The 18613-nt window shown below is 51.0% G+C and carries 19 protein-coding genes and 1 pseudogene; 12 read left to right on the forward strand and 8 right to left on the reverse strand.

The genetic code is table 25. From position 1 onward, the window contains the following. Window positions 1–131: 131 nt before the first annotated feature. Complete coding sequence (recR, locus tag WC777_01990; GenBank protein MFA6023965.1) at window positions 132–827, forward strand: recombination mediator RecR; 696 nt, start codon at window positions 132–134, stop codon at window positions 825–827. 347 nt (window positions 828–1174) lie between these two features. On the opposite strand, the gene WC777_01995 is transcribed toward recR, so the two are convergent. Genes WC777_01995 through WC777_02005 form a run of 3 tightly spaced genes read right to left on the reverse strand, consistent with a single transcriptional unit; the run spans window position 1175 to window position 3777 of the window. Beyond that, window positions 1175–2137 (reverse strand): hypothetical protein, encoded by a 963-nt coding sequence (locus tag WC777_01995; GenBank protein MFA6023966.1) that lies wholly within the window; start codon window positions 2135–2137, stop codon window positions 1175–1177. A 3-nt stretch (window positions 2138–2140) separates the two neighbouring features. Further along, window positions 2141–3400, reverse strand: coding sequence for a 2-C-methyl-D-erythritol 2,4-cyclodiphosphate synthase (locus WC777_02000; protein ID MFA6023967.1), 1260 nt, complete (start codon window positions 3398–3400; stop codon window positions 2141–2143). A 20-nt stretch (window positions 3401–3420) separates the two neighbouring features. Beyond that, window positions 3421–3777, reverse strand: a complete 357-nt coding sequence (locus WC777_02005) for a hypothetical protein (GenBank protein ID MFA6023968.1) — start codon at window positions 3775–3777, stop codon at window positions 3421–3423. 95 nt (window positions 3778–3872) lie between these two features. Here WC777_02005 and WC777_02010 point away from each other — a divergent pair, with 95 nt between their 5' ends. Continuing rightward, window positions 3873–4598 (forward strand): hypothetical protein, encoded by a 726-nt coding sequence (locus WC777_02010; GenBank protein MFA6023969.1) that lies wholly within the window; start codon window positions 3873–3875, stop codon window positions 4596–4598. Window positions 4599–4603: 5 nt separating this feature from the next. On the opposite strand, the gene WC777_02015 is transcribed toward WC777_02010, so the two are convergent. Further along, window positions 4604–5809, reverse strand: coding sequence for a 1-deoxy-D-xylulose-5-phosphate reductoisomerase (locus WC777_02015; protein MFA6023970.1), 1206 nt, complete (start codon window positions 5807–5809; stop codon window positions 4604–4606). 80 nt (window positions 5810–5889) lie between these two features. On the opposite strand from WC777_02015, the gene WC777_02020 reads away from it, so the two are divergent. Beyond that, window positions 5890–6156 (forward strand): hypothetical protein, encoded by a 267-nt coding sequence (locus tag WC777_02020; GenBank protein MFA6023971.1) that lies wholly within the window; start codon window positions 5890–5892, stop codon window positions 6154–6156. 55 nt (window positions 6157–6211) lie between these two features. On the opposite strand, the gene WC777_02025 is transcribed toward WC777_02020, so the two are convergent. Genes WC777_02025 through ispG form a run of 3 tightly spaced genes read right to left on the reverse strand, consistent with a single transcriptional unit; the run spans window position 6212 to window position 9510 of the window. Then, the gene (locus tag WC777_02025) at window positions 6212–7309 is read right to left on the reverse strand and encodes a hypothetical protein (GenBank protein MFA6023972.1); all 1098 of its coding nucleotides are present in this window, start codon (window positions 7307–7309) and stop codon (window positions 6212–6214) included. Next, on the reverse strand, window positions 7309–8364 hold the full coding sequence (locus tag WC777_02030) for a hypothetical protein (GenBank protein ID MFA6023973.1): 1056 nt from the start codon (window positions 8362–8364) through the stop codon (window positions 7309–7311). The genes WC777_02025 and WC777_02030 overlap by 1 nt, the downstream gene beginning before the upstream one ends. A 51-nt stretch (window positions 8365–8415) precedes the next feature. Beyond that, the gene (gene ispG, locus WC777_02035; protein MFA6023974.1) at window positions 8416–9510 is read right to left on the reverse strand and encodes a flavodoxin-dependent (E)-4-hydroxy-3-methylbut-2-enyl-diphosphate synthase; all 1095 of its coding nucleotides are present in this window, start codon (window positions 9508–9510) and stop codon (window positions 8416–8418) included. Window positions 9511–9619: 109 nt separating this feature from the next. Between ispG and WC777_02040 the strand changes: the two genes are divergently transcribed. Further along, window positions 9620–11119 carry a hypothetical protein gene (locus WC777_02040; GenBank protein MFA6023975.1) on the forward strand — a complete coding sequence of 500 codons (1500 nt, stop codon included), beginning with the start codon at window positions 9620–9622 and terminating at the stop codon, window positions 11117–11119. A gap of 67 nt (window positions 11120–11186) precedes the next feature. Here the strand turns inward: WC777_02040 and WC777_02045 are convergent, their stop codons facing one another. Further along, on the reverse strand, window positions 11187–11525 hold the full coding sequence (locus WC777_02045) for a hypothetical protein (GenBank protein MFA6023976.1): 339 nt from the start codon (window positions 11523–11525) through the stop codon (window positions 11187–11189). Window positions 11526–11725: 200 nt separating this feature from the next. Between WC777_02045 and WC777_02050 the strand changes: the two genes are divergently transcribed. From WC777_02050 to WC777_02085, 8 genes and pseudogenes are all read left to right on the forward strand, one after another. Next, the gene (locus WC777_02050; protein ID MFA6023977.1) at window positions 11726–13747 is read left to right on the forward strand and encodes a hypothetical protein; all 2022 of its coding nucleotides are present in this window, start codon (window positions 11726–11728) and stop codon (window positions 13745–13747) included. A gap of 10 nt (window positions 13748–13757) precedes the next feature. Further along, window positions 13758–14252: pseudogene (gene infC, locus WC777_02055) on the forward strand (translation initiation factor IF-3). Between the two features lie 8 nt (window positions 14253–14260). Then, entirely contained in the window at window positions 14261–14464 is a 204-nt protein-coding gene (locus tag WC777_02060) for a bL35 family ribosomal protein (protein MFA6023978.1), read from the forward strand. A gap of 67 nt (window positions 14465–14531) precedes the next feature. Continuing rightward, window positions 14532–14879, forward strand: coding sequence for a 50S ribosomal protein L20 (gene rplT, locus WC777_02065; protein ID MFA6023979.1), 348 nt, complete (start codon window positions 14532–14534; stop codon window positions 14877–14879). Window positions 14880–14938: 59 nt separating this feature from the next. After that, entirely contained in the window at window positions 14939–16213 is a 1275-nt protein-coding gene (murF, locus tag WC777_02070; protein ID MFA6023980.1) for a UDP-N-acetylmuramoyl-tripeptide--D-alanyl-D-alanine ligase, read from the forward strand. Next, complete coding sequence (locus WC777_02075; protein MFA6023981.1) at window positions 16213–17040, forward strand: hypothetical protein; 828 nt, start codon at window positions 16213–16215, stop codon at window positions 17038–17040. The genes murF and WC777_02075 overlap by 1 nt, the downstream gene beginning before the upstream one ends. Before the next feature lie 3 nt (window positions 17041–17043). Continuing rightward, window positions 17044–17802, forward strand: a complete 759-nt coding sequence (locus tag WC777_02080) for a tetratricopeptide repeat protein (protein MFA6023982.1) — start codon at window positions 17044–17046, stop codon at window positions 17800–17802. A 56-nt stretch (window positions 17803–17858) separates the two neighbouring features. Then, entirely contained in the window at window positions 17859–18599 is a 741-nt protein-coding gene (locus WC777_02085; GenBank protein ID MFA6023983.1) for a hypothetical protein, read from the forward strand. Window positions 18600–18613 lie beyond the last annotated feature (14 nt).

The raw sequence follows: 18613 nt of genomic DNA on the forward strand, positions 1-18613 counted from the left end.
GAACAGGGCAGCTTGGGCTAATTTCATAAGAATGAATGGGGAATAAAACGAGTTGCTAGTTTGGCATGTTAAGCCCAGTCTGTCAAGTTCTTGCCCCTTGCCGAAGATGAGGGATCTTCTAGTATAGGCGCATGGATTTCCTCCCCGAATCGATTGTGCGGCTTATAGAAGAGTTTCAGCAGCTCCCGGGCATTGGGCCCAAGAGTGCGCAGCGCTTGGCTTTTCATCTTTTAAAAGCTTCGGATGGGCGGCTGGAGGGGTTTGGGGCGGCGGTGAAGGGTCTAAAAGACGGCGTTGTAAGTTGTTCCACCTGTTTTTCACTCACCACGGAAAACCCGTGCCGCATTTGCAGTGATGCGCGGCGCGATCAGGGAGTTTTGTGTGTGGTGGAAAGCACGCTCGATTTGATCGCTATAGAAAAAACCGGGGAGTACCGCGGACTGTATCATGTGCTGCAAGGCAAACTTTCGCCTTTGGATGGGATTGGGCCGGAGGATTTGCGGGCTTTTGAACTTTTTGAGCGCGTTTCAGCAGAGGGGAGCACTGTGCGAGAAGTGATTTTGGCTCTCAACCCGGATCTGGAAGGAGACACCACGGCTTTATTTTTACGACAAAAACTGACGAGTTGGGGGGAGCTGGCCGTGTCCCGCATTGCGCGCGGCATTCCGAGCGGCGGAAATTTGGAATACACCGATGACGCTACTCTGATTCGGGCAATGCAGGGAAGGCAGAGTATGTGAGGCTCATGGGGCGCCCAAGGAAGTCACAGAGTTGTTTCCCTATCGCCCTACCGGCCTCTAAGCGGCGGTACTCAGGAGGAACGATAAGAAGATCTGCATCAAAGCGCGTTGTGATGTTACCAATGGTGGAGGCGGTTCGTGCGGAGATATTGCGAATCTCAGCCATCTGCAAGTCGTCTCCGTCATATCCTGCAAGGAAATTCTGAAGCTCTGTTTGTACTGCCAAGGTTTTTCGTACCCCAAGATAGAGTTCTACTGCCCTTTTCACAACCATCATTGGAGTGCTGGAAAGGATGCGCCACTCTGGGTTACTCCCACCAGGAAGATCTAAGTTCCAGAGCCTGTCCACTTCGGCATTCAGTCCACTGAACCTCACTCCATCCGTCTGCGTGGGGATACGCCACTCGATTTTGCTTAAATGGGGTTCTTTAAGTCTATTTAGAAAGATCTGAGTGGCTTGGATCCTTTCCCTCTGCTCCTCGGGTGAGTCATAGGTAAAAAGTAGCCCCCGCACGATATCTATCAAGTCCTCGAGCTCCGGCGCCGTTACGGGTCTTAATGGGCCGAGAGTGGCGTACACGGATGGGACATAGTGGACGGTTTCTCTCATTGCTCTTGGTGTTCGGGCCTGGAATCATCCGCCAATTTCATTGTTTTGGCAAGCCCGTCTGCAGATGAACGAAGGCCCCACCGGAACCGGTGAGCACCGTGGTGGGATTTTTGAAAGAGAGGTCCGAGAAAATTTGTTCAAAGTCGTTGTGGAGGGGGAAGGGGAGATCGAGGGCTGAGAGGGTGGCGAGACCCGGCGCGGTGGATTTGAGGCCGAGGCGGTCCCATTTTGCAAAGGCTTCTTTGGTGGAAACGGGAATGCCGGTGAAGCCCACTTCGAGGTGGAGGGCGGGCGGAAGTGGGGGGAGGGGGGCGAGGATTTCGCCGTAATGGGTTCCGCGAGCCACGGCGAATCCGGAAAGAAAAAAGGGTACATCCATGCCGATTTGCATTCCAAGTTCCAGAAGCGTTTGCGCGGAGAGATTGAGGTTTTCGTGGGTGTTGAGATAGAGGAGCAGGGCGGCCGCGTCGCTGGAGGCACCGCCGAGCCCGGACTGGATCGGAATGTTTTTGTGGACCGTGATGGTGTACGAGTAAACGCGGCCCGTGTGCGCTTCAAGAACGCGGAGCGCTTTTATAAGTGTGTTGTCTTCGGGATCGATGCCGTCTGCCGGGATGAAACGGATGTCGCTTGCGTGGCCCACGAGGGGCGCGGTTTCGATTTCAATTTCGTCTTGCAGGGCTTCGTAGCGCGCATACACCGTGTCCAGTTCGTGGTAGCCCGAAGCGTCCTTGCCCAGAATGGCGAGGTACAGGTTCACTTTGGCGGGGGCGAAAATTGTGGTCATTTTCTATACGCCAAGAAAAAAAATACGATGGAGGTCATGAGCGGGAGAATTGAAAAAGCTTGAAGTTCAGCGAGATGAGCGTTGTTGCTCCCCACCACCAACATTCCTACGGTGAGTATGGCTGAAAGCAGTCCGAGCTCAGGAAAATATTTTTTCATGATTTGTATGAAGCGTGACTAACGCAAGGCACCGCAGGCCCTCTCCACGGCCGAACGGAGTGAGGTCTTCGCCAGTGTGGGCGGAGATATGAATTTGAGAAGCTTCAATCTGTAAAATCCTCCCTAGGGAGCTTTTTAAGGCCGGAGCGATGGGGTCTATTTGAGGGCGGCTGCCTTCCAAAGAGAGTGAAATGTTTTGGATGGAGATGCCCTCGAGCAGGGGCTCCAAATAATCTTGGCTGTCGAAGTTGCCCCCGAGCATGAGCGGGTCCGCCACTTCGGAAAAATTTGTCCCCTTGGCCTGAGCCAAAGCGCGGCCGATGGCGTGCAAAATAATGTCTCCGTCCGAATTGGCTTCCAGTGCCGGACAGTCGGAAATCGAGAGGCCGCCGAGTGTGAGCGTACCGGTGCCGGAGAATCGATGAGAATCTTCACCAAGAAAAGTTTGTGAGGCCCTCTCACCCTTGTCGAACATGTGCTCCAAATCTTCTTTCGTGGTGATTTTTTTGTTGTCGGGGTGGGCGGGGAGAATTTTTACGGGAATAAAGTCGAGAAGGGCGGTGCTGAGATCCGTGGAATCGGACAGTGCGCTTTTATTCAAAATATCCTGAAGAATGTCCCCACGAACGGCCTGTGGCGTTTGCATGAGACGAAGTTTTTCGCGCGGGATGCTTGCGGTATAAAATCCATTTTCCACTTCCAATACCGTGTCGACACACTCGTGTGAAACTGCCGCAGCCCCATGTATTTTGGCGGCTTCCAGCACTGCTGAAATTTCCTCGTTGGTCACAAAAGGATTCGCGGCGTTGTGATCCAGCACCACCGTGCGACTGTCCACACTTCCCACGGCCACCAGCCCTCGCTTAAATGATTCCATGCGCGTCTCTCCACCACTCACCACCTGTGTTTTTTCGTTATTCAAGAACGGCAGAAAGCGCAATTCTTCTCCCTTGGGCACCACCAGTACGATGTGGTCGATTTCCAGGTGATTTGAAAAAGTTTCATAGGCCCGCGTCCAAAGTGGCTTATTGCCCACAAGCACCCATAATTTATTTTGCCCGGCTCGCTGAGACTTCCCGGCGGCCAAAAGAATGACGGTGTTCATGTGGACAAAGACTTAGAGATTTATCTCCTGGGTACACCTACAAACTCTCGTTTGAGCCCTTCTACTGAGCGCTTGTGAATAGATTGGAGATCTTCAATGCGGAGCCCAGCTATTAGCCTGCGGATTCCTTGCTCGACAGATTCCACTCCTTCCAGCGTTCCCATTCGTTTATTAAAAATATTTTCAGCCAAGACCCTTTTAAGAGTTAAATCCAGATCCGTGCGAGCATTGATCTTTTCTTGATCTTGCTTGGGAAGCTTGCTGAGGGCGGCGTTTAAAAGTTCTTGGAGGGCTGCATTGATTGATCCATGGGAGTGATCTACGGCCGTGGCGGCTTCCGCTGTGAGCGGGGCAGTGGGCTGCGTGTTGATTGACATACTTGTTTGGTTACGGTTTTGAATTCTACTGCTTGGGGGCTTTAAACCGCAAGGGCTATTGCTGAATTCGATTTTTGTTGGTAAATTTCCCTGCGATGGATGAAAATTCTCCCGGCGATGGCGTACAGTTGAATCAAATGGTTAATTTGGCTGTTTTGACGGGTGCAGAGATAGAGCCAAGCACTCCGGAAGAGGCTGCGCAGCTCCTTCGTATACTGCAGTCTTACTGCACTGCGGTGGCAACCGTGGCGGCCGGAGATTTGGCGGACGCAGATGCACGAGTAGCGGCGGCGAAGATGGAGGCTGCTAGGGCTCAAGAGGACAAAATGGTGGCCCAACACAAAGCGGCACAAGCACTCGTGGCACTGATAAGGGAAAAACAGACTTTGATCGCTTTGCGTGCTGCGATGGATGAACTTGATGCTGAGCTTAGTGGGACGCGGAACCTCCTTACGAAATTCCGTGTCTGCTTAGCGTTTGTTGAAAGATTTCGGGTTTTGTTGAATCCTCGCTGATCCTCTTTATGAAAAATACTTTTCTTCGTTTCCTTTTTGCTTGCGCTGCCTGGCTGACGGTTGTTTTGATTTTCGTTCTTCTGCCGCTTGGTTTTAATGTGTACGACTCTTACCCCGCTTTTTCCGTGAATATTTTCTTCCTTCTTTGTCTCCCTTTTTTTGCGGGTGGCAGTGTGTTCCAAGCAATTTTTCGAGGAAAACTTCGAGCGGTTGGCTTTTTGTCTTTTTTTATCGTCCCCATCCTCCTCCTTTGGTTTGCCGTTGGGCTGCCGAATGGACTCCATGGATTTGAATTCTTGGTCATAGCTGCGCTAACCCTCAGCATCGGCTCCTCTACTTTCCTTGGAGCTTATGCGTACCGGCGGTTCGGATGAATGATGGGTGATCTTTTCATGAAACTCCAGTAGCTCCTCCAGAGTGCTCGGAGGCGTTTCCCAGAGCCAGCGGTCCAGGCCGGCTTCGATGAAATCATAAATCCCAAGGAAGGTCATTTCGCCGCGAAGAAAACGGGCCACGGCGATGTCGTTGAGGGCATTTAAAATGATGGGGAAGTTGGGGTTGCCCGCGTGAAGCTTCAGCCATTTGAGGGGGCGGAAGGTCTCGCTGTCGGGCGGGGTGAAATCCATTTGGCTTTTGGGCGCGCGCTGGATGGGCCAGGGGCATTTGGGCTGTTCGGGGTAGTGGAGGGCGTAGGAAATAAACAGCCGCATGTCGTTTTGTGTGATGTGCATGCGGGTGGCGCCGGTTTTTGTGTGCACCATGCTGTGCACCAAACTTTGGCGATGGACCCTAATGTGGATGTCTTTGAGCGGAATGTCGAAGAGATTGTGGACCTCGTAGACTTCCAGCACTTTGTTGATGAGAGTGGCGGAATCGATGGAGACTTTTGGGCCCATTTTCCAGGTTGGGTGGGCGAGGGCCTGGGCGGGTGTGACGAGGGCGAGGTCGGCGGTGGTTTTGCCAAAAAATGGGCCGCCGGAGCAGGTGAGGGTGACGGAGGAAATTGGGTTGTTTTTTGTGGGTGCGGCTTCAGTGAGGAGTTGCCAAATGGCGGAGGCTTCGCTGTCGAGCGGGCGGATTTCGGCGCCAGTTCTTTGCGCTTCCGCTCGGAGGAATTTCCCTGCGATGGCGAGGGATTCTTTGTTGGCGGAGAGGAGAATTTTTGGGCTGGTCGGTGTGGAGGCGCGCACGGCGGCGAGCGAAATGGCGAGGCCGTCGAAGCCGGGCACGGCATTGACGACGAAATCGGCGCGAGCGATGAGGTCGGCGACTTGCTCGGGGGTGGGTGCGAGAAAAGCTCCGCGTGGAAATCTGTGCGCACGCACAGATTTTGCCTCGATTTGTGGCTTACTTAAGCCATTCTCATTTAAAAACTCACCAGCTTGTTCAGCCAGTAGTTCGGCATTTTTATGCGCCGTGAGTCCCACTACTTCAAACTCACCTGGGAAGGCACGGAGCACCTCCAAGGTTTGCTTACCGATGGATCCGGTGGAGCCGAAGAGGGCTAGGGTTTTCATAAATTGGCTTGTCTACTTCTTTGAAGCCAATCATAAACCCAAAATTGCCCATCGCAAAAAGCTTATGTAAACTTGGTCTTATGAAAAATCGCCCTTCTCTACTCAGGGTTGTCGCTGGCCTCCTTTTGTTGGGGCTGGCTGCCGTGAGCTCATTTTTCTCGTATGTGGTGTTCACCTTTGCACACTATCTCAGCAAACTTCCCGAACTGGGGGAGACCAAGCTTTGGGATGAAAGCGCAGCGAGCACCTATGACGCCTCGGGACCGCTATTCTACTCGAGCCTTGGCGTGGTGAGTGCTTTGCTTGTGATCGTTTTGATCATCTGCACCTGGCGAATTCTTAAGTAGTGGCCGCAATGAGCCTTGGGATTTTCTTGATCATTTCAGTGAAAAAACATGCACATTAAATACTATTTTGGACTGTAAAAACAAAATTCCAATCCTCTGGCTTATCAGAATTATTGAAACTCACTTGTGTCAGTTTGCCTTCCGTAAGCCAGTTTTTTGGTACTTTTTTCAGGCGTCTTGAAAGTTCCTCCAGGCAATTTTGTAGAGGGGGCGGGCTCTGATAGGCTGACCACAGCTCCATGAATTGAGCTAAAACTGGAATGACCAACTGTGGCAATAGGTCCTCCGACACTGTCTCAGTGTGCTCGTCACGCTCAGAATCAGTAATTGGATCGTTCAATTCAACCCAATAAACAAAGTTATCCTTCTTCCTCACACCCTCGCGCAATTTACTACGGTCAGCGGGGTCCATTAACACAAGGTCTCTTTCTGTAAGTCGTCCCTGACAAAATTTTAATGAGTTGAATCCCACGGCTTCTAATGATCGAGCCACTGCAAAGATACTATTGGGATTTAGCGTGTAACCTGCGCTCCTTAATAAGGTGGCCAGCTCTGCTTTTCCGGTCTTCTTCCCCTTCAAGGAATTCTGAATCACTCGTAGCAGTACATGAAACCTAGCGTCTTGATGTGGGAGTAGATTCCATATTTCTGGACATGCTCTAATAGCCTGTTGCTCCTCAGAAGAAAGGTCTTTTAAAGAAAGGTGTGGAGGTTCACCCCGTCCTGGTAGCCTCTTATCTCTTTTATCTATAAGAATTTTATTTGTACGAAGCCTAGCCAAAGCTGCGTTTATCCCCATAGAATCAATTTTTGCATCACTCAAATAAGGGCCATCATTATCTAAAACCGCTTCCAATGCTTGGAGGTCAAGTCTACGAAGAGGGATCTCTTCCCGTTCTTTATCAACACCTAATCGACTCATACACTCCTGAACTGCCAGCAAATATTCCTTACGGGCTTGAACGATTTCCGTATGGTTTACTATTGCCTCTAAGTCAGGATATCTCTCGTGGATTTTTGCTAAACCGGTCCCCCTAGCTAAAGCCACCCTAACCTTCCTTACCAATTGCGGATCTAAAGGAATTCCCCCTCCCTCAAGAGCTCCATCACACGCTTGCCTCAGCCCATCATATGTGGCACTTATTGTCCTCATTAGCGATTCAAATTAAGGGGCACATCAAATGAGGCGCGAAATCGTAGGTCGGGCCTTGGATACGAAACTTTTTCCGCAGTCGTTTCGAGTAATCTAGTATCTGTATATGAGTGGGATCTGCTGTAGGTGAGGGGGCCTATTTTAAATTTTTCCGTATATCCTCTCGCTCTCGTTTCGAAAACTTGCTTGGCCTTCACAGTAAGAATACCTAACATATCTAAGCAAGGCATGCGTAAGTCCGGGCGGAAATAACCAATAATAGCGGCAAAATGGCTGGGGCTCGTCCACCTTGCACCCGTCCTGTCACTACCCCAAGTGTAGCCGAACTCATAAAAGCCTTCTTCATCTAGGAAAGTGGGGTGAAGTTCCGTTTTTTCTTCGGTGTCCGCTCTGTCATCCCGAAACTTAATATCAAGTGGTTTCCCCTCACGGAGCCCAAGAGCCGTTAAAGTTGCCCATGTGTGGATGTCTGTACCCCTTATTCCATCTCTTCTCTTTTTTTCCCAAAAGATCCTAAACCTATCGTCTGAAGTAAGACTAGAATCATCCCATCCTTGAGGTTTTGTGACGGACTGGGCTCCATGGACTAATTCCCCAAACCAAGTAGGGTTTTGCACTCTCGATGGGGGCGGAGATAACCTAATGTTACGAAAGCGTTCTTCGCCTTGTGGCTGCCTATTATCAGCTAAATAAGATCCTATCCATTGATCCTCTGCATCCAAATCTAAATCTTGTTGTGGGCTTGCTTCAGTCCCCATTCTTCTGGGCTGCCCATTCACTAGTCTTGTAACAAGATCAAGTCTATCTCTTGGAGAGACCAGCTTGTTTTGATACATAACTTCAGCCCCTCCCTCCCTCAAACTGTCAATCGTCCCTTTCGAAAGAGCCCCCTGCATCGTACGAATGATATGATCTATAGTCTCTTTACTCCCAGGCAGGGTTGGCACACCAGGCTCCCCAAAGAGACCGGCATTTGCTTCTCTTGAGGACTCAAATCCAGTTTTGACGATATCCTCTACCTGATCCTTATCAGTTGAATTTAATTGTGGTGACATGGTTAACTAGGAATTAAGAATTAAGAGCGAGGAGCGAGGGTCGATAATACGCTACTTCGTCTTTTTGTCAATAAGTCTGAGCAACTCCGGCACCAAGTCTGCTTCGGGGACATTGGCTTTGTAGAGTTCGCCTTTGTAGTAGAGGGCGCCGGCGTGTTTGCCGCCGGCGATGGCAAAGTCGGATTCTTTGGCTTCGCCCACACTGTTTACCACGCAGCCCATCACGGCGATGCGCACGGGTTTTTTGAGATGGCGCGTGGCTTCTTCCACTTCGTGCACCATTTTTGGGAGATCCACTTCGATGCGGCCGCAAGTGGGGCAGGCGATGATGTCCGGTTCCTTGCTGTAAAGGCCGATGGATTTGAGAATGCTTTTGCAGACCTCCACTTCTTTCACAATGTCGTCGGTGATGGACGCGCGGATGGTGTCGCCGATGCCTTGCATGAGCAGCGTTCCGATGCCGAGGGCGTTTTTAACGGTGCCGGGGATTAGGAGGCCGGCATGGGTGACGCCGAGGTGGAGTGGCGGGGCGTCCGGGCGGTCGGCGGTGGCTTGCGCGAATTTTTGGTAGGCCTCCACCATCACGGGGACGCGTTCACTTTTAATGGACACGGCGAAATTGGTGAAGCCCAGATCTTCCACAAACTTAACCCAGCGCAGGGCGGATTCGGCCAGAGCCTCCGCCGTGGGGGCGCCGTGTTTTTCCCACAGGTCTTTTTCAAGGGAGCCGGCGTTCACGCCGATGCGCATGGCGGCGTTCTTTTTTTGCGCGAGCAGAATGACTTTTTCAAGATAAGAGCGGTCAAAAAAATTCCCGGGATTGATGCGGATTTTGTCCGCGCCGTAGTCGAGCGCAGCGATGGCGAGGCGCGGGTCGAAATGAATGTCCGCCACGATGGGGAGTTTGGTTTTTGCTTTAATCAGCGGGATGGCTTTGGCCGCATCAAAACTCGGCATGGCCAAACGAATGAGGTCGCAGCCGATGTCTTCCACGGTTTTTATTTCGGCCACGGTGGCCTCGATGTCCTCCGTCTTTCCCATGCACATGGTTTGAATCGCCACGGGGTGCTCACTGCCAATTTTAACTTGGCGCGCGGGATCCACACCGATGGTGCAGGTTCGAGTTTTGCGTCGGGGAATGGTCATAATAGGATTAAAGCACAGAAAGGGATAAAGACAAGCCTCTTCACCTGAATCTGGTTTTCCAAGAGGTTTAAGTTTTGTTAGATTAAAGCCACTTTATCCACACCAACATATGAAAAAGTACATTATTTTTGCTCTTGCCGTTTTGGTTTTGGGCGGCCTTGCTTATGGATTTACTTCCGGCGCGCTCCTCCAGGGCCGATTTGGGCCCTCAGGTGAACCTGGCATCTCTGCCGTTGAGCTGGAAACATGTGCTGTCTACAGCGTTATGGGAACAACGCTAACCACGAGCGCAAACACCACCATCAGTCACGATGGGTCTTCTTGTGAAGTTACGGCTGTCAATACTGTGGGGGATTCAGTGGGCTTTGGTGCAGATCTGGGTGAGCTCGCGGAGTTTAACTCGGTTTCTTTCTGGATCTACTGGGACGACAATGATGGCGCTGCCGACACTTTGTTTCCCGAAGAACTTTCTGTTTTCACGGCTGATGTCTGGGATGGCACAGAAGACAACACCACTACCTTGAGTCGTTATAACTTTACAGGCTCACCTCGATACTTGCAGGAAGGAGTTTGGTACAATGCTGAAAGTGTTCGTATGCCAATGGCAACAGATACGCTAGACTCTGTTGTGGGTATTCGCTTCAACGACGCTGACACACTGAGTGCAGAGGATGATTTTTACATTGATACAATTAAGCTCATTGGTAAAGAGATGCCTTCAGGTACTTCGAGTGGATCTTCGATAAATGTAGATTTCGCACGGAGCACCCCTCGTGGCAATAGTTCTGCGACGGCTGGAAGCTCGGATGTAACCTTGGCTGTCTACTCTTTCACGCAGCCCACCATCACTTCGGATGTGGAACCGGAGGATTTTGTGGTTGAAAGCTTGTCTATAAATGTTTCGCAATCAGGAATTTTGGTAGAAGATTTGGGGGAAAACGACAACAATATTGAGTCTATCAAGTTGGTCTACAAGGACAGTTTAGGCGGATCTCGAACAGATACGGCAAGCCCAACTTCAGGAACTGCTGGTTTTGAGGATCTCGACTTTGTAATCCCTGCGGACTCCTCAGCCACACTTACTGTTAAGGCTGACTTCAAAACGGAAGCGGAAGGGGCTACCTTCGGCTCTATTTTGAGCGCCAGCTTAGCCTTCAATAATTTTAGAGCTGTTGGCCAAAGCACGGGCTCTGTTTTTGGTCCAGAAAAGATAGATGCAAGCCTCGATCCTACCCTAGATTTAGACTTTGGGGAGATTACCTATACCGATGCCGACAACGCTCTTGAAATGGATGGCAGCCAGACCCTTTCTGGTGATCTAGGCTCTGAAGTCACCTTCATTCTCGATAATGGGTCTGGAGATAATACGAATAAACTTCCTGTTGGAACGCTCCTCTGTGTTGACGATGACAACTCTGCTAGCTGTGTTGCTGAAGATATCTTCGTCGTAACGGCATGGCCAAGCGGCAAGGAAGGAACGGAGGACACTGTAAGTGGGATTCTTGTAGATGATAGCGGAGACCAGGTTAATGATGATGGGGATCCCATCCTTTACGCCCTCCCCGGCGTAGGCTTTCTACCGGCCGTGGCTACCTTTACAATTAAGTAAATAAAAAAGCCCCGCCGGATGGCGGGGCTTTTTCCCTAACTCTTGCTTTTAGCTCTCTGGCTAAGAGCTACATGCGGTACTGCGTGTGGGCACGAATCCATGCGCGGTGCAGGGCCTTGAGATCAAAGGTCAATGCCTTGAACTCCGGCTTTGCAATTCCGTACTCTTCGGCCATACCTCTAAGGGTGTTGCCGGATTCAAACTCTGCCTCAACGGCATCCGTATCGAGGTCAAAGGCTTCGGCGATCAACTCCACAGCTTCAGGCTGATGAAGCCAAAACATGTAGGAGGGCTCCTCCTTTTGGTGGCGATCGAAGGGTTTATCCCCTCCGCTAGAAGAAGCGGATGCAAGAGGCGTGAGCACCATGCTGGCAAGCAAGATGGGAACAACGAGGAAGCGTTTCATAGAATAAGGGTTAGAAATAAAGGCTTCGTCTGCTGTGACGCGTGGTGGCGGACTTCCTTACACAAAACTTCTTGCCTAAATGTGCTTTTGAGCTCCTGCAATAATTCGTCCTTGATGACAAGCGGTTTAGGGCGTAAACTTGTAATCTTTCTTTTCCCTCCGCCGTCACAGTCTCTGATTTTACCCCTAACACCTTTTCTATGGTGACCTCTCTATCCTCCTTTAGAACCTTCTTTGCGAGGTTTTTGGTTTTGGCATTGGTCCTTCAGTTCTCTGTGGTCAGCTCCGCTCACGCAGCAGGCGTCCCCAGCTTGACCATTTCTTTGGCCAGCGTTCCGGTTACCGGATCCAATCTCTACACCCGTAACGCTGATGATGTCCCCTTTGTGGGAATGAATTTTGACTGCGGTGCGGCCAGTGATTGTACCGTCACCGATCTGCTTGTGCAGGGCCGTTTGGATGATGAAGGGGATGCCAATGACTTCGACTCCACTTTTGATGCTAGCGACCATCGCACTCGCTTAAGCTCCATCGTGAGCAGCGTATGGCTGGAAGACGGAGCGGGTAATCTTGTTGCAGGACCGGAGGCCGTTCAGTCCTCTTCTTACCGAGCCACCTTTGGCGATTTCTCCTGGAGCATTGAGGCCGGAAACACCGAAACGCTTTATGTGATGGGAGACTTGTCTTCTTTGGCGTATGCAAATTTTGATCCGGAAAATATTTCCTTTGCACTCCCCAGTGGGGCTTGGGTTACGGCTGAAGATGTGGATGGGTCTACCCTCATCCCTTCCGGTTCCGCCAACAACGCTTCAACCACTTTCGTCACCACGGCGCAAAATGGATCCCTCACGGTTGCTGTGGATCCCAGCACTCCTCCTGAAGACATTGTGGTGGCTGGAAGCAGCGCCGTTGAGTCGTCCGCCTACCGTTTCACCAGCACCGTTGAAGCCTTTACCGTGACCGATCTCAGCGTGAACAACATTCAATCGGGTGTGAGTGCGGCTGCGCTTGGGGATGCTGACAATAATATTGCTGAGGTGAGTTTGTCTTATATCGACTCCAGCGGACTGGAGACCGTGGCTTCGGCAGCCCTTGTGAATGGAACCGCTCAGTTTTCCGGACTCGATATTTTTGTGGAAAAAGATGACTCCGCGACGGTGACTGTTTTGGCGGATCTCAATCCCATTACCAGCGGAGGCGCCACTTCCGGCGAACTTATTGGACTGAACCTTGCCTTCAATAATTTTGAAGCGGTCGGTCAGGACAGCGGTGAAGCGTTGAACCCTGCAGAGGTGGACTTTGGTGGGGCTTCCTATACGAGTGGAGATGGCATTGTGGAATTGGCGGGGAATCAAGCTCCTTCGGTTCGAGTGGGGGGCAGCGCGGCACTCCGCGTGGATGACGGGACTTCAGACAATGCCAATAAACTTCCTGTCGGAACCGTAGTTTGCGTGGACGACAACGGGAACGGCGTTTGCAGCTCCGAGGATGTTTTCATTGTTACGGCTTGGCCAAGAGGTACGGTTGGCGTGAGTGATCGAGTGATGGTGGTGATGATGGATGACGCGGGTGATAACCATTACGAAGACAACGACCCTTTGCTCTACGCTTTGCCCGGACGAGGATTCTTAAGTTCTACAAATCTCATGCATGTGCATGAAACCAAGCCCACGCTCAGCGTCGCCAGCAGTTCTCCTTCCGGAACCCGCACCGTGAGCAGCAGTGATGATGCTTTTATTTTCCATGTTACGGCGGATGACTGGGAACGAGTGGAGATTGAAGGGATTACTGTGGACATGAGTTCTGACGCGGATTTTGACACCGATGCGGTGGTGACCGCTTACCTGAAGGAGAGTGGAATTACTGTGGCGAGTGCGGTGATCAGCTTTGTTGATAGTTCTCATGCTAAGGCTGCGTTTGTTCCAACGGATTTTGAGGTTGCGGAGGGCGAGACTGAAACACTGACGCTCAACTTAAGTACGGCGGCCCTTCTCGATGAAGATGCCGGTTTTGATGACCCTCTTACTTTCTCCATTGATTTGGGTTCTGCTACGGATGGCGTGGTACGCGCCGGAGGTTTCACCTGGTCCGATACCGAGACCACCATTCAATGGCTTGGGGTCGTGGAGAGTATTGTGCTCACGGGGAACCTCTTGCTCTATTGACTTTCTCCTGTTTACCTCTTAAAATACGCGAAGTCTTTAACTTGATTATATAAGTAAACAGCTTCGTAAGAACGAAGAGATCCGTGCTCTGACGGTTCGTCTCATCTCGGAAGAGGAGGGCGGTCCGGCCGGAATCATGGGCATTGAGAAGGCCCGTGCCCTGGCTAAAGAGCAAGGTTTGGACCTGGTGGAAGTTTCCCCCACGGTTCACCCCCCTGTGTGCCGGATCATCGACTTTGGAAAGTACTTGTATAGGCAAAGAAAACTGGAACAAAAGCATAAGGCTTCTCAAAAGAGCCGCGAAGTGAAAGGCATTCGTCTGAGTCTCCGAACCGGAGATCATGACATCGCGGTGAAGCTGAATCAGGCTAAACGCTTCCTGGAAGAAGGCAACTCTCTGAAATTCACCTTGATTTTCCGCGGAAGAGAGGTTACACATTATGACCTAGCGCTCGAAAAAATGATCACCATACGCGATTCTCTCAAAGAAATCGCCAAAATTGATCAAGAGCCAAAAAAACAGGGATACAACCTGATTATGATTCTTTCACCCCTCAAATAATGGGACGCATGGGAAAAGTTGGAAAGCAGAAAACGCACTCCGGTGCGAAGAAGCGAACGGACCGAACCGGAACCGGTAAGATCCGTATGGAGAAGGCTGCCCACAGGCACCGTCTCTCGCAAAAGTCTTCCCGACAAAAAAATCTGGGAGGAGGCAAGACCGCCATTCACAAGAGTGATGAAGGACGGCTCAATGCACTTTTGCAACTTTAATTTATTTATTTCGCTGGCCCATGGCAGTTTGCCCCGCCTAAGGCCGCATTTTTAACCCTTTAGTTCTATGGCACGCGTCAAACGCGGCACGGTACAACGCCGTCGCCACAATAAAATTTTGAAAGCGGCTAAAGGATTCCGAGGAGTATCTGGCCGTCTCTATACACACGCAAAGAGACGCGTCATGAAAGCGGGCATGCATGCGTACAGTCACCGCAGGACCAAGAAGCGCGACTTCCGAAGTCTGTGGATTGCACGCCTCAACGCAGCCGTTCGTCCATTCGGAATTTCCTACAGCCAGTTCATGTACAAGCTTTCTCTCAAGCAAATTGCGCTCGACCGCAAGACCCTGAGCGAAATGGCCATTCATGAGCCCGCCGTATTCGAAAAACTGGTGGAAGAGGCTAAACGATAAACAGAAGGCTGGCCTTTTGGCACTTTTTCTGCTAATCTGATGGCCACTAAAAAGCGCTTATGAAAGCCATTTTAAGAGACTGGGTACTCAAAATCCTGCAGATTTTGGCGAAGCGGAAGCTCCGAATCATTCGGCCCACTGTGGTGGGGATCACCGGAAGTGCGGGGAAAACCAGTGCCAAAGAGGTGATTTATGAGGTGCTCAGTCGACGATTTGTGACCAAGAAGAGTGAGAAAAATCTGAACTCTCAGTTCGGGGTGGTTCTGACCATTTTGGGACTTAAATCCGGCTATTCCTCGGCATCGGCATGGGGGAAGATTTTGCTAAAGGCCGTGGCAGATGCCTTTAAAACTCCTGAAAAATATGAAGTTTTGGTGTTGGAAATGGGGGTGGATCGACCCGGAGAAATGAGTCAGATTTTAGAGGCGGTGACCCCGGATATTATGGTGTTTTTGAATGTTAAAAATGTGCATTTGGGGGAGGGGCAATTCCCAAATCGACAAGCCATTTTTAGCGAAAAATCGAGAGCGTGTGCGGCGGTTCCCAAAGAAGGATGGGTGGTTTTGAATCATGATGATCCTTTTGTGCGGCAGCTGGAGGGGCATTTGCCCGCGCGCGCCGTGACCATTGGGACCGAGGAGGGCAGTGATTTGCGTGCCACTTCGGTTCATATGGGCTTGGATGGGCTTGGCTTTACCCTGCAGTATGAAGACAAAGAGATGCCGGTGGTGCTGCCTCATGTGCTGGGGCGCCAACACACCACCATGGTGCTTGCCGCCATTGCGGTGGGCTTTATTCAGGGCTTGCCTTGGAAGGCCATTGATTTGGCACTGAGGGAGTATCACTTGCCGCCGGGGCGGATGAATAAGATTGAGGGGAAGGAGGGCTCTTTGATTATCGATAGTTCTTATAATGCGTCGCCGGACACCACGGCGGCAGCGCTCGAAATTTTGAGCTTGTTCCATGGACGAAAGATTGCGGCCCTGGGCACCATGAATGAACTGGGTGAGCTCAGTGAGAGTGAGCATATTAAGATTGGGAAATTGGCGGCGGAGCACGCAGATATGCTTTTGGCGGTGGGTGAGCGGGCACGGGAACTTGCCGAAGGAGCACAGCGCGGAGGCATGTCTGCCTCCATGATCCATACCTTTAAAAGCTCTAAAGAAGCGGGGCAATTTTTGAGCAATATTTTGGAGAGGCATGACACGGTCTTGGCCAAAGGGTCCCAAACCGGAGTTCAGATGGAACACCTGGTGAAACTGTGTATGAAAGACCCGAGCAAGGCGAGAGAGCTTTTGATTCGTCAGGAACCTTATTGGCTAAGCAAACTCTAATGTTTATTGGGCATCAAGAACTTTTTGCGGAGTTGAAGGAGGCGGCGGCCAATGGGCGGCTCCACCACGCTCAGCTTTTTGTGGGGCCGGAGCACATCGGCAAGACCAAACTCGCCCTGCTTTTGAGTGTGTTTTTGCAAGGTGCCGAGGATCAGGTGATTTTAAAAAAACAGATACTGGAAGGCGCGCACGCGGACACGGTTTTGTTCCTGGATGCCGGGGAAGGACTCCCGATTGAAGAAGTGCGAAACATCGTGGCGCGTGCCGCACAAAGCCACAGCAGTCCTTACCTTATTTTTGTGATCGAGAACATCGGCCGGATGAAGGTGGAGGCGGCCAATGCCTTGCTCAAAACTCTGGAAGAGCCCGGTGAAGGTGTGTTTTTCTTTTTAACGGCGAATCGGGATGAAGCGGTGTTGCCCACCATTGAGTCCCGCTGCCACCGAGTGGAGTTCCAAACCGTACCGGAACGAGAGCTCAAGGTGATGACGGACGGCCATGTGTTTGAGGATCAGCTCCTGTTTTTTGCCATGGGCCGACCCGGAAAGTTGAAGCGACTGCTGGAGGACGCGGCCTACTTTGAAGCGCATCAAACGGCCCTCCAAGACATCCTTGGCTTTTTGGAAAACCCCCAAACTGGCCGCGTTTTTGACCTGGTGCGGAAGTTTGAAGGGAGTGAATTTCTTGGGGAAACGCTTGACATCCTTCTCCGTCGTGCGAGAACATGGGAGCTCATGGAGCGCACCGAGGAGAGCAAAAAGCTCCTCGATGAAAATGTGAATCGCAAATTGGTCTTGGAAAATCTTTTACTCTCGTTTGTACCCTAAACTATGCTTGCTTGGCTCCTTCTCATCACTTCCGGTCTCAGCCTTCTGCTCATTTTTTTCCGCCGGCTTCGCATGACTCAAAAAGACCTCATTTTTCAAGAAACTTTGGATAAGGAGGAGGAAGAGGCTGTAGAGGAGGCCACTCAAGAAGAAGAGTTCAACCAAGCGGAAGTGGATGATGAAAAAACTGAACTTTTGGGAAGCGTGCGCAAAACTTTTTTGACGGCCGATACGCACATGAGCCGCAAGGAATTCGATGAGGCGGAGCCTTTGCTGCTGGCCGTGATTGACGCGGAACCGAACCACCTGGAAGCTCACCACAAATTGGGGCTTTTGTTCATGAAGCAGGGGGATTTTGGGCAAGCGGAACTGTACTTTTCCAAGCTCGTGAACCTGAAGCAGGATCCGGTGTATTTCAGCAATCTTGGGGCGGCGCTGTATCAGCAACAACGGCTGGTGGAGGCTGCCGAGGCGTACGAAAACGCCATTGCCCTGGATGATAAACGAGGAGAACGGCTGCAAAGCCTGGGCCAGGTTTATTTTGAACTCGGCGAAGACGACAAAGCCCTGCACTATTTTGAACGCGCCGCCCGCCGTAAACCTAAAGACATCGAGCTCAAGCTCATTTTGGCCGATTACTACGAACGATTGGTTCGTTTGGATGAAGCCATCGATACGCTGGGAGGCATCTTGGAACTGGACCCCTACAACGAAGAGGTCAAAAAACGGCTACGACTTCTAAAAAAGAAGGCGGGGGAATAGGCTCTTGACAATATATGAAAACCATACTATGATTCGCTCCTTTTAACATGCCTATCATGTCTGAAACCCTTAGACGCCCCGATGAGCTGGTTCCATTGCTTGCTCAACTTATCAAGCACTCCTCTCCTAATCATGGCTTATCTCTTCCGGGTACTGACCATACGGGGAAAACTACAGGGCATGAGGTGTTTGGCAACCTTGTTGACCCTCAAGATGGCGCGAGCTCATATCTTCACGCCAACTTGCCGGCCTCTGTGACGGATGGGACTTTTAAGGAAGTCCTTCGTCGTCCTGATGGAAGTTCTAAGAATGTCGTTCGTCGTCCTAATGGGACTTTTGCGAAGCCCGCTAGTCGTTTTGATGGGCAAAATTCTTGCCGTCTAGAAGTTGGCATTGGAAGGGTTTGGCATCTAAAACATAATAGTGAAGCAATTGTTTTGTCTTATCTTGAAGACGGTAAATGGTGCCATCTTCGTGAGGATGGAAGCAATAGTGGGTGGACTGGTGGACGGCCCGCTTTAGATGCAGAGACTTTCCGTTCCCGTTATGATGCGCTGTTTCATATGCTTGAAAATGTACGGGGTGGTTTTGATGGGCTAACTGAACGAGTATTGGGCGTGCACCCTAGGGGCCTTACGGCAGAAAAGGTGCGGGAAGTGCATGAGTCCATCGAAAGGTTATGGGCAGGGGTAGTTGATCCAGTGGACTTGAACCAGGTGCCTCTTCTTACTCGCAGTGCTATGACGAGAGAGAAAATCCTGCGCACTGCCGAGGAAGCTTTTTGGGCTAATGCTTAAACTCTATTTCTCGG

The organism is Candidatus Gracilibacteria bacterium, from assembly GCA_041661045.1.
Taxonomy (GTDB): domain Bacteria; phylum Patescibacteriota; class Gracilibacteria; order UBA1369; family 2-02-FULL-48-14; genus 2-02-FULL-48-14.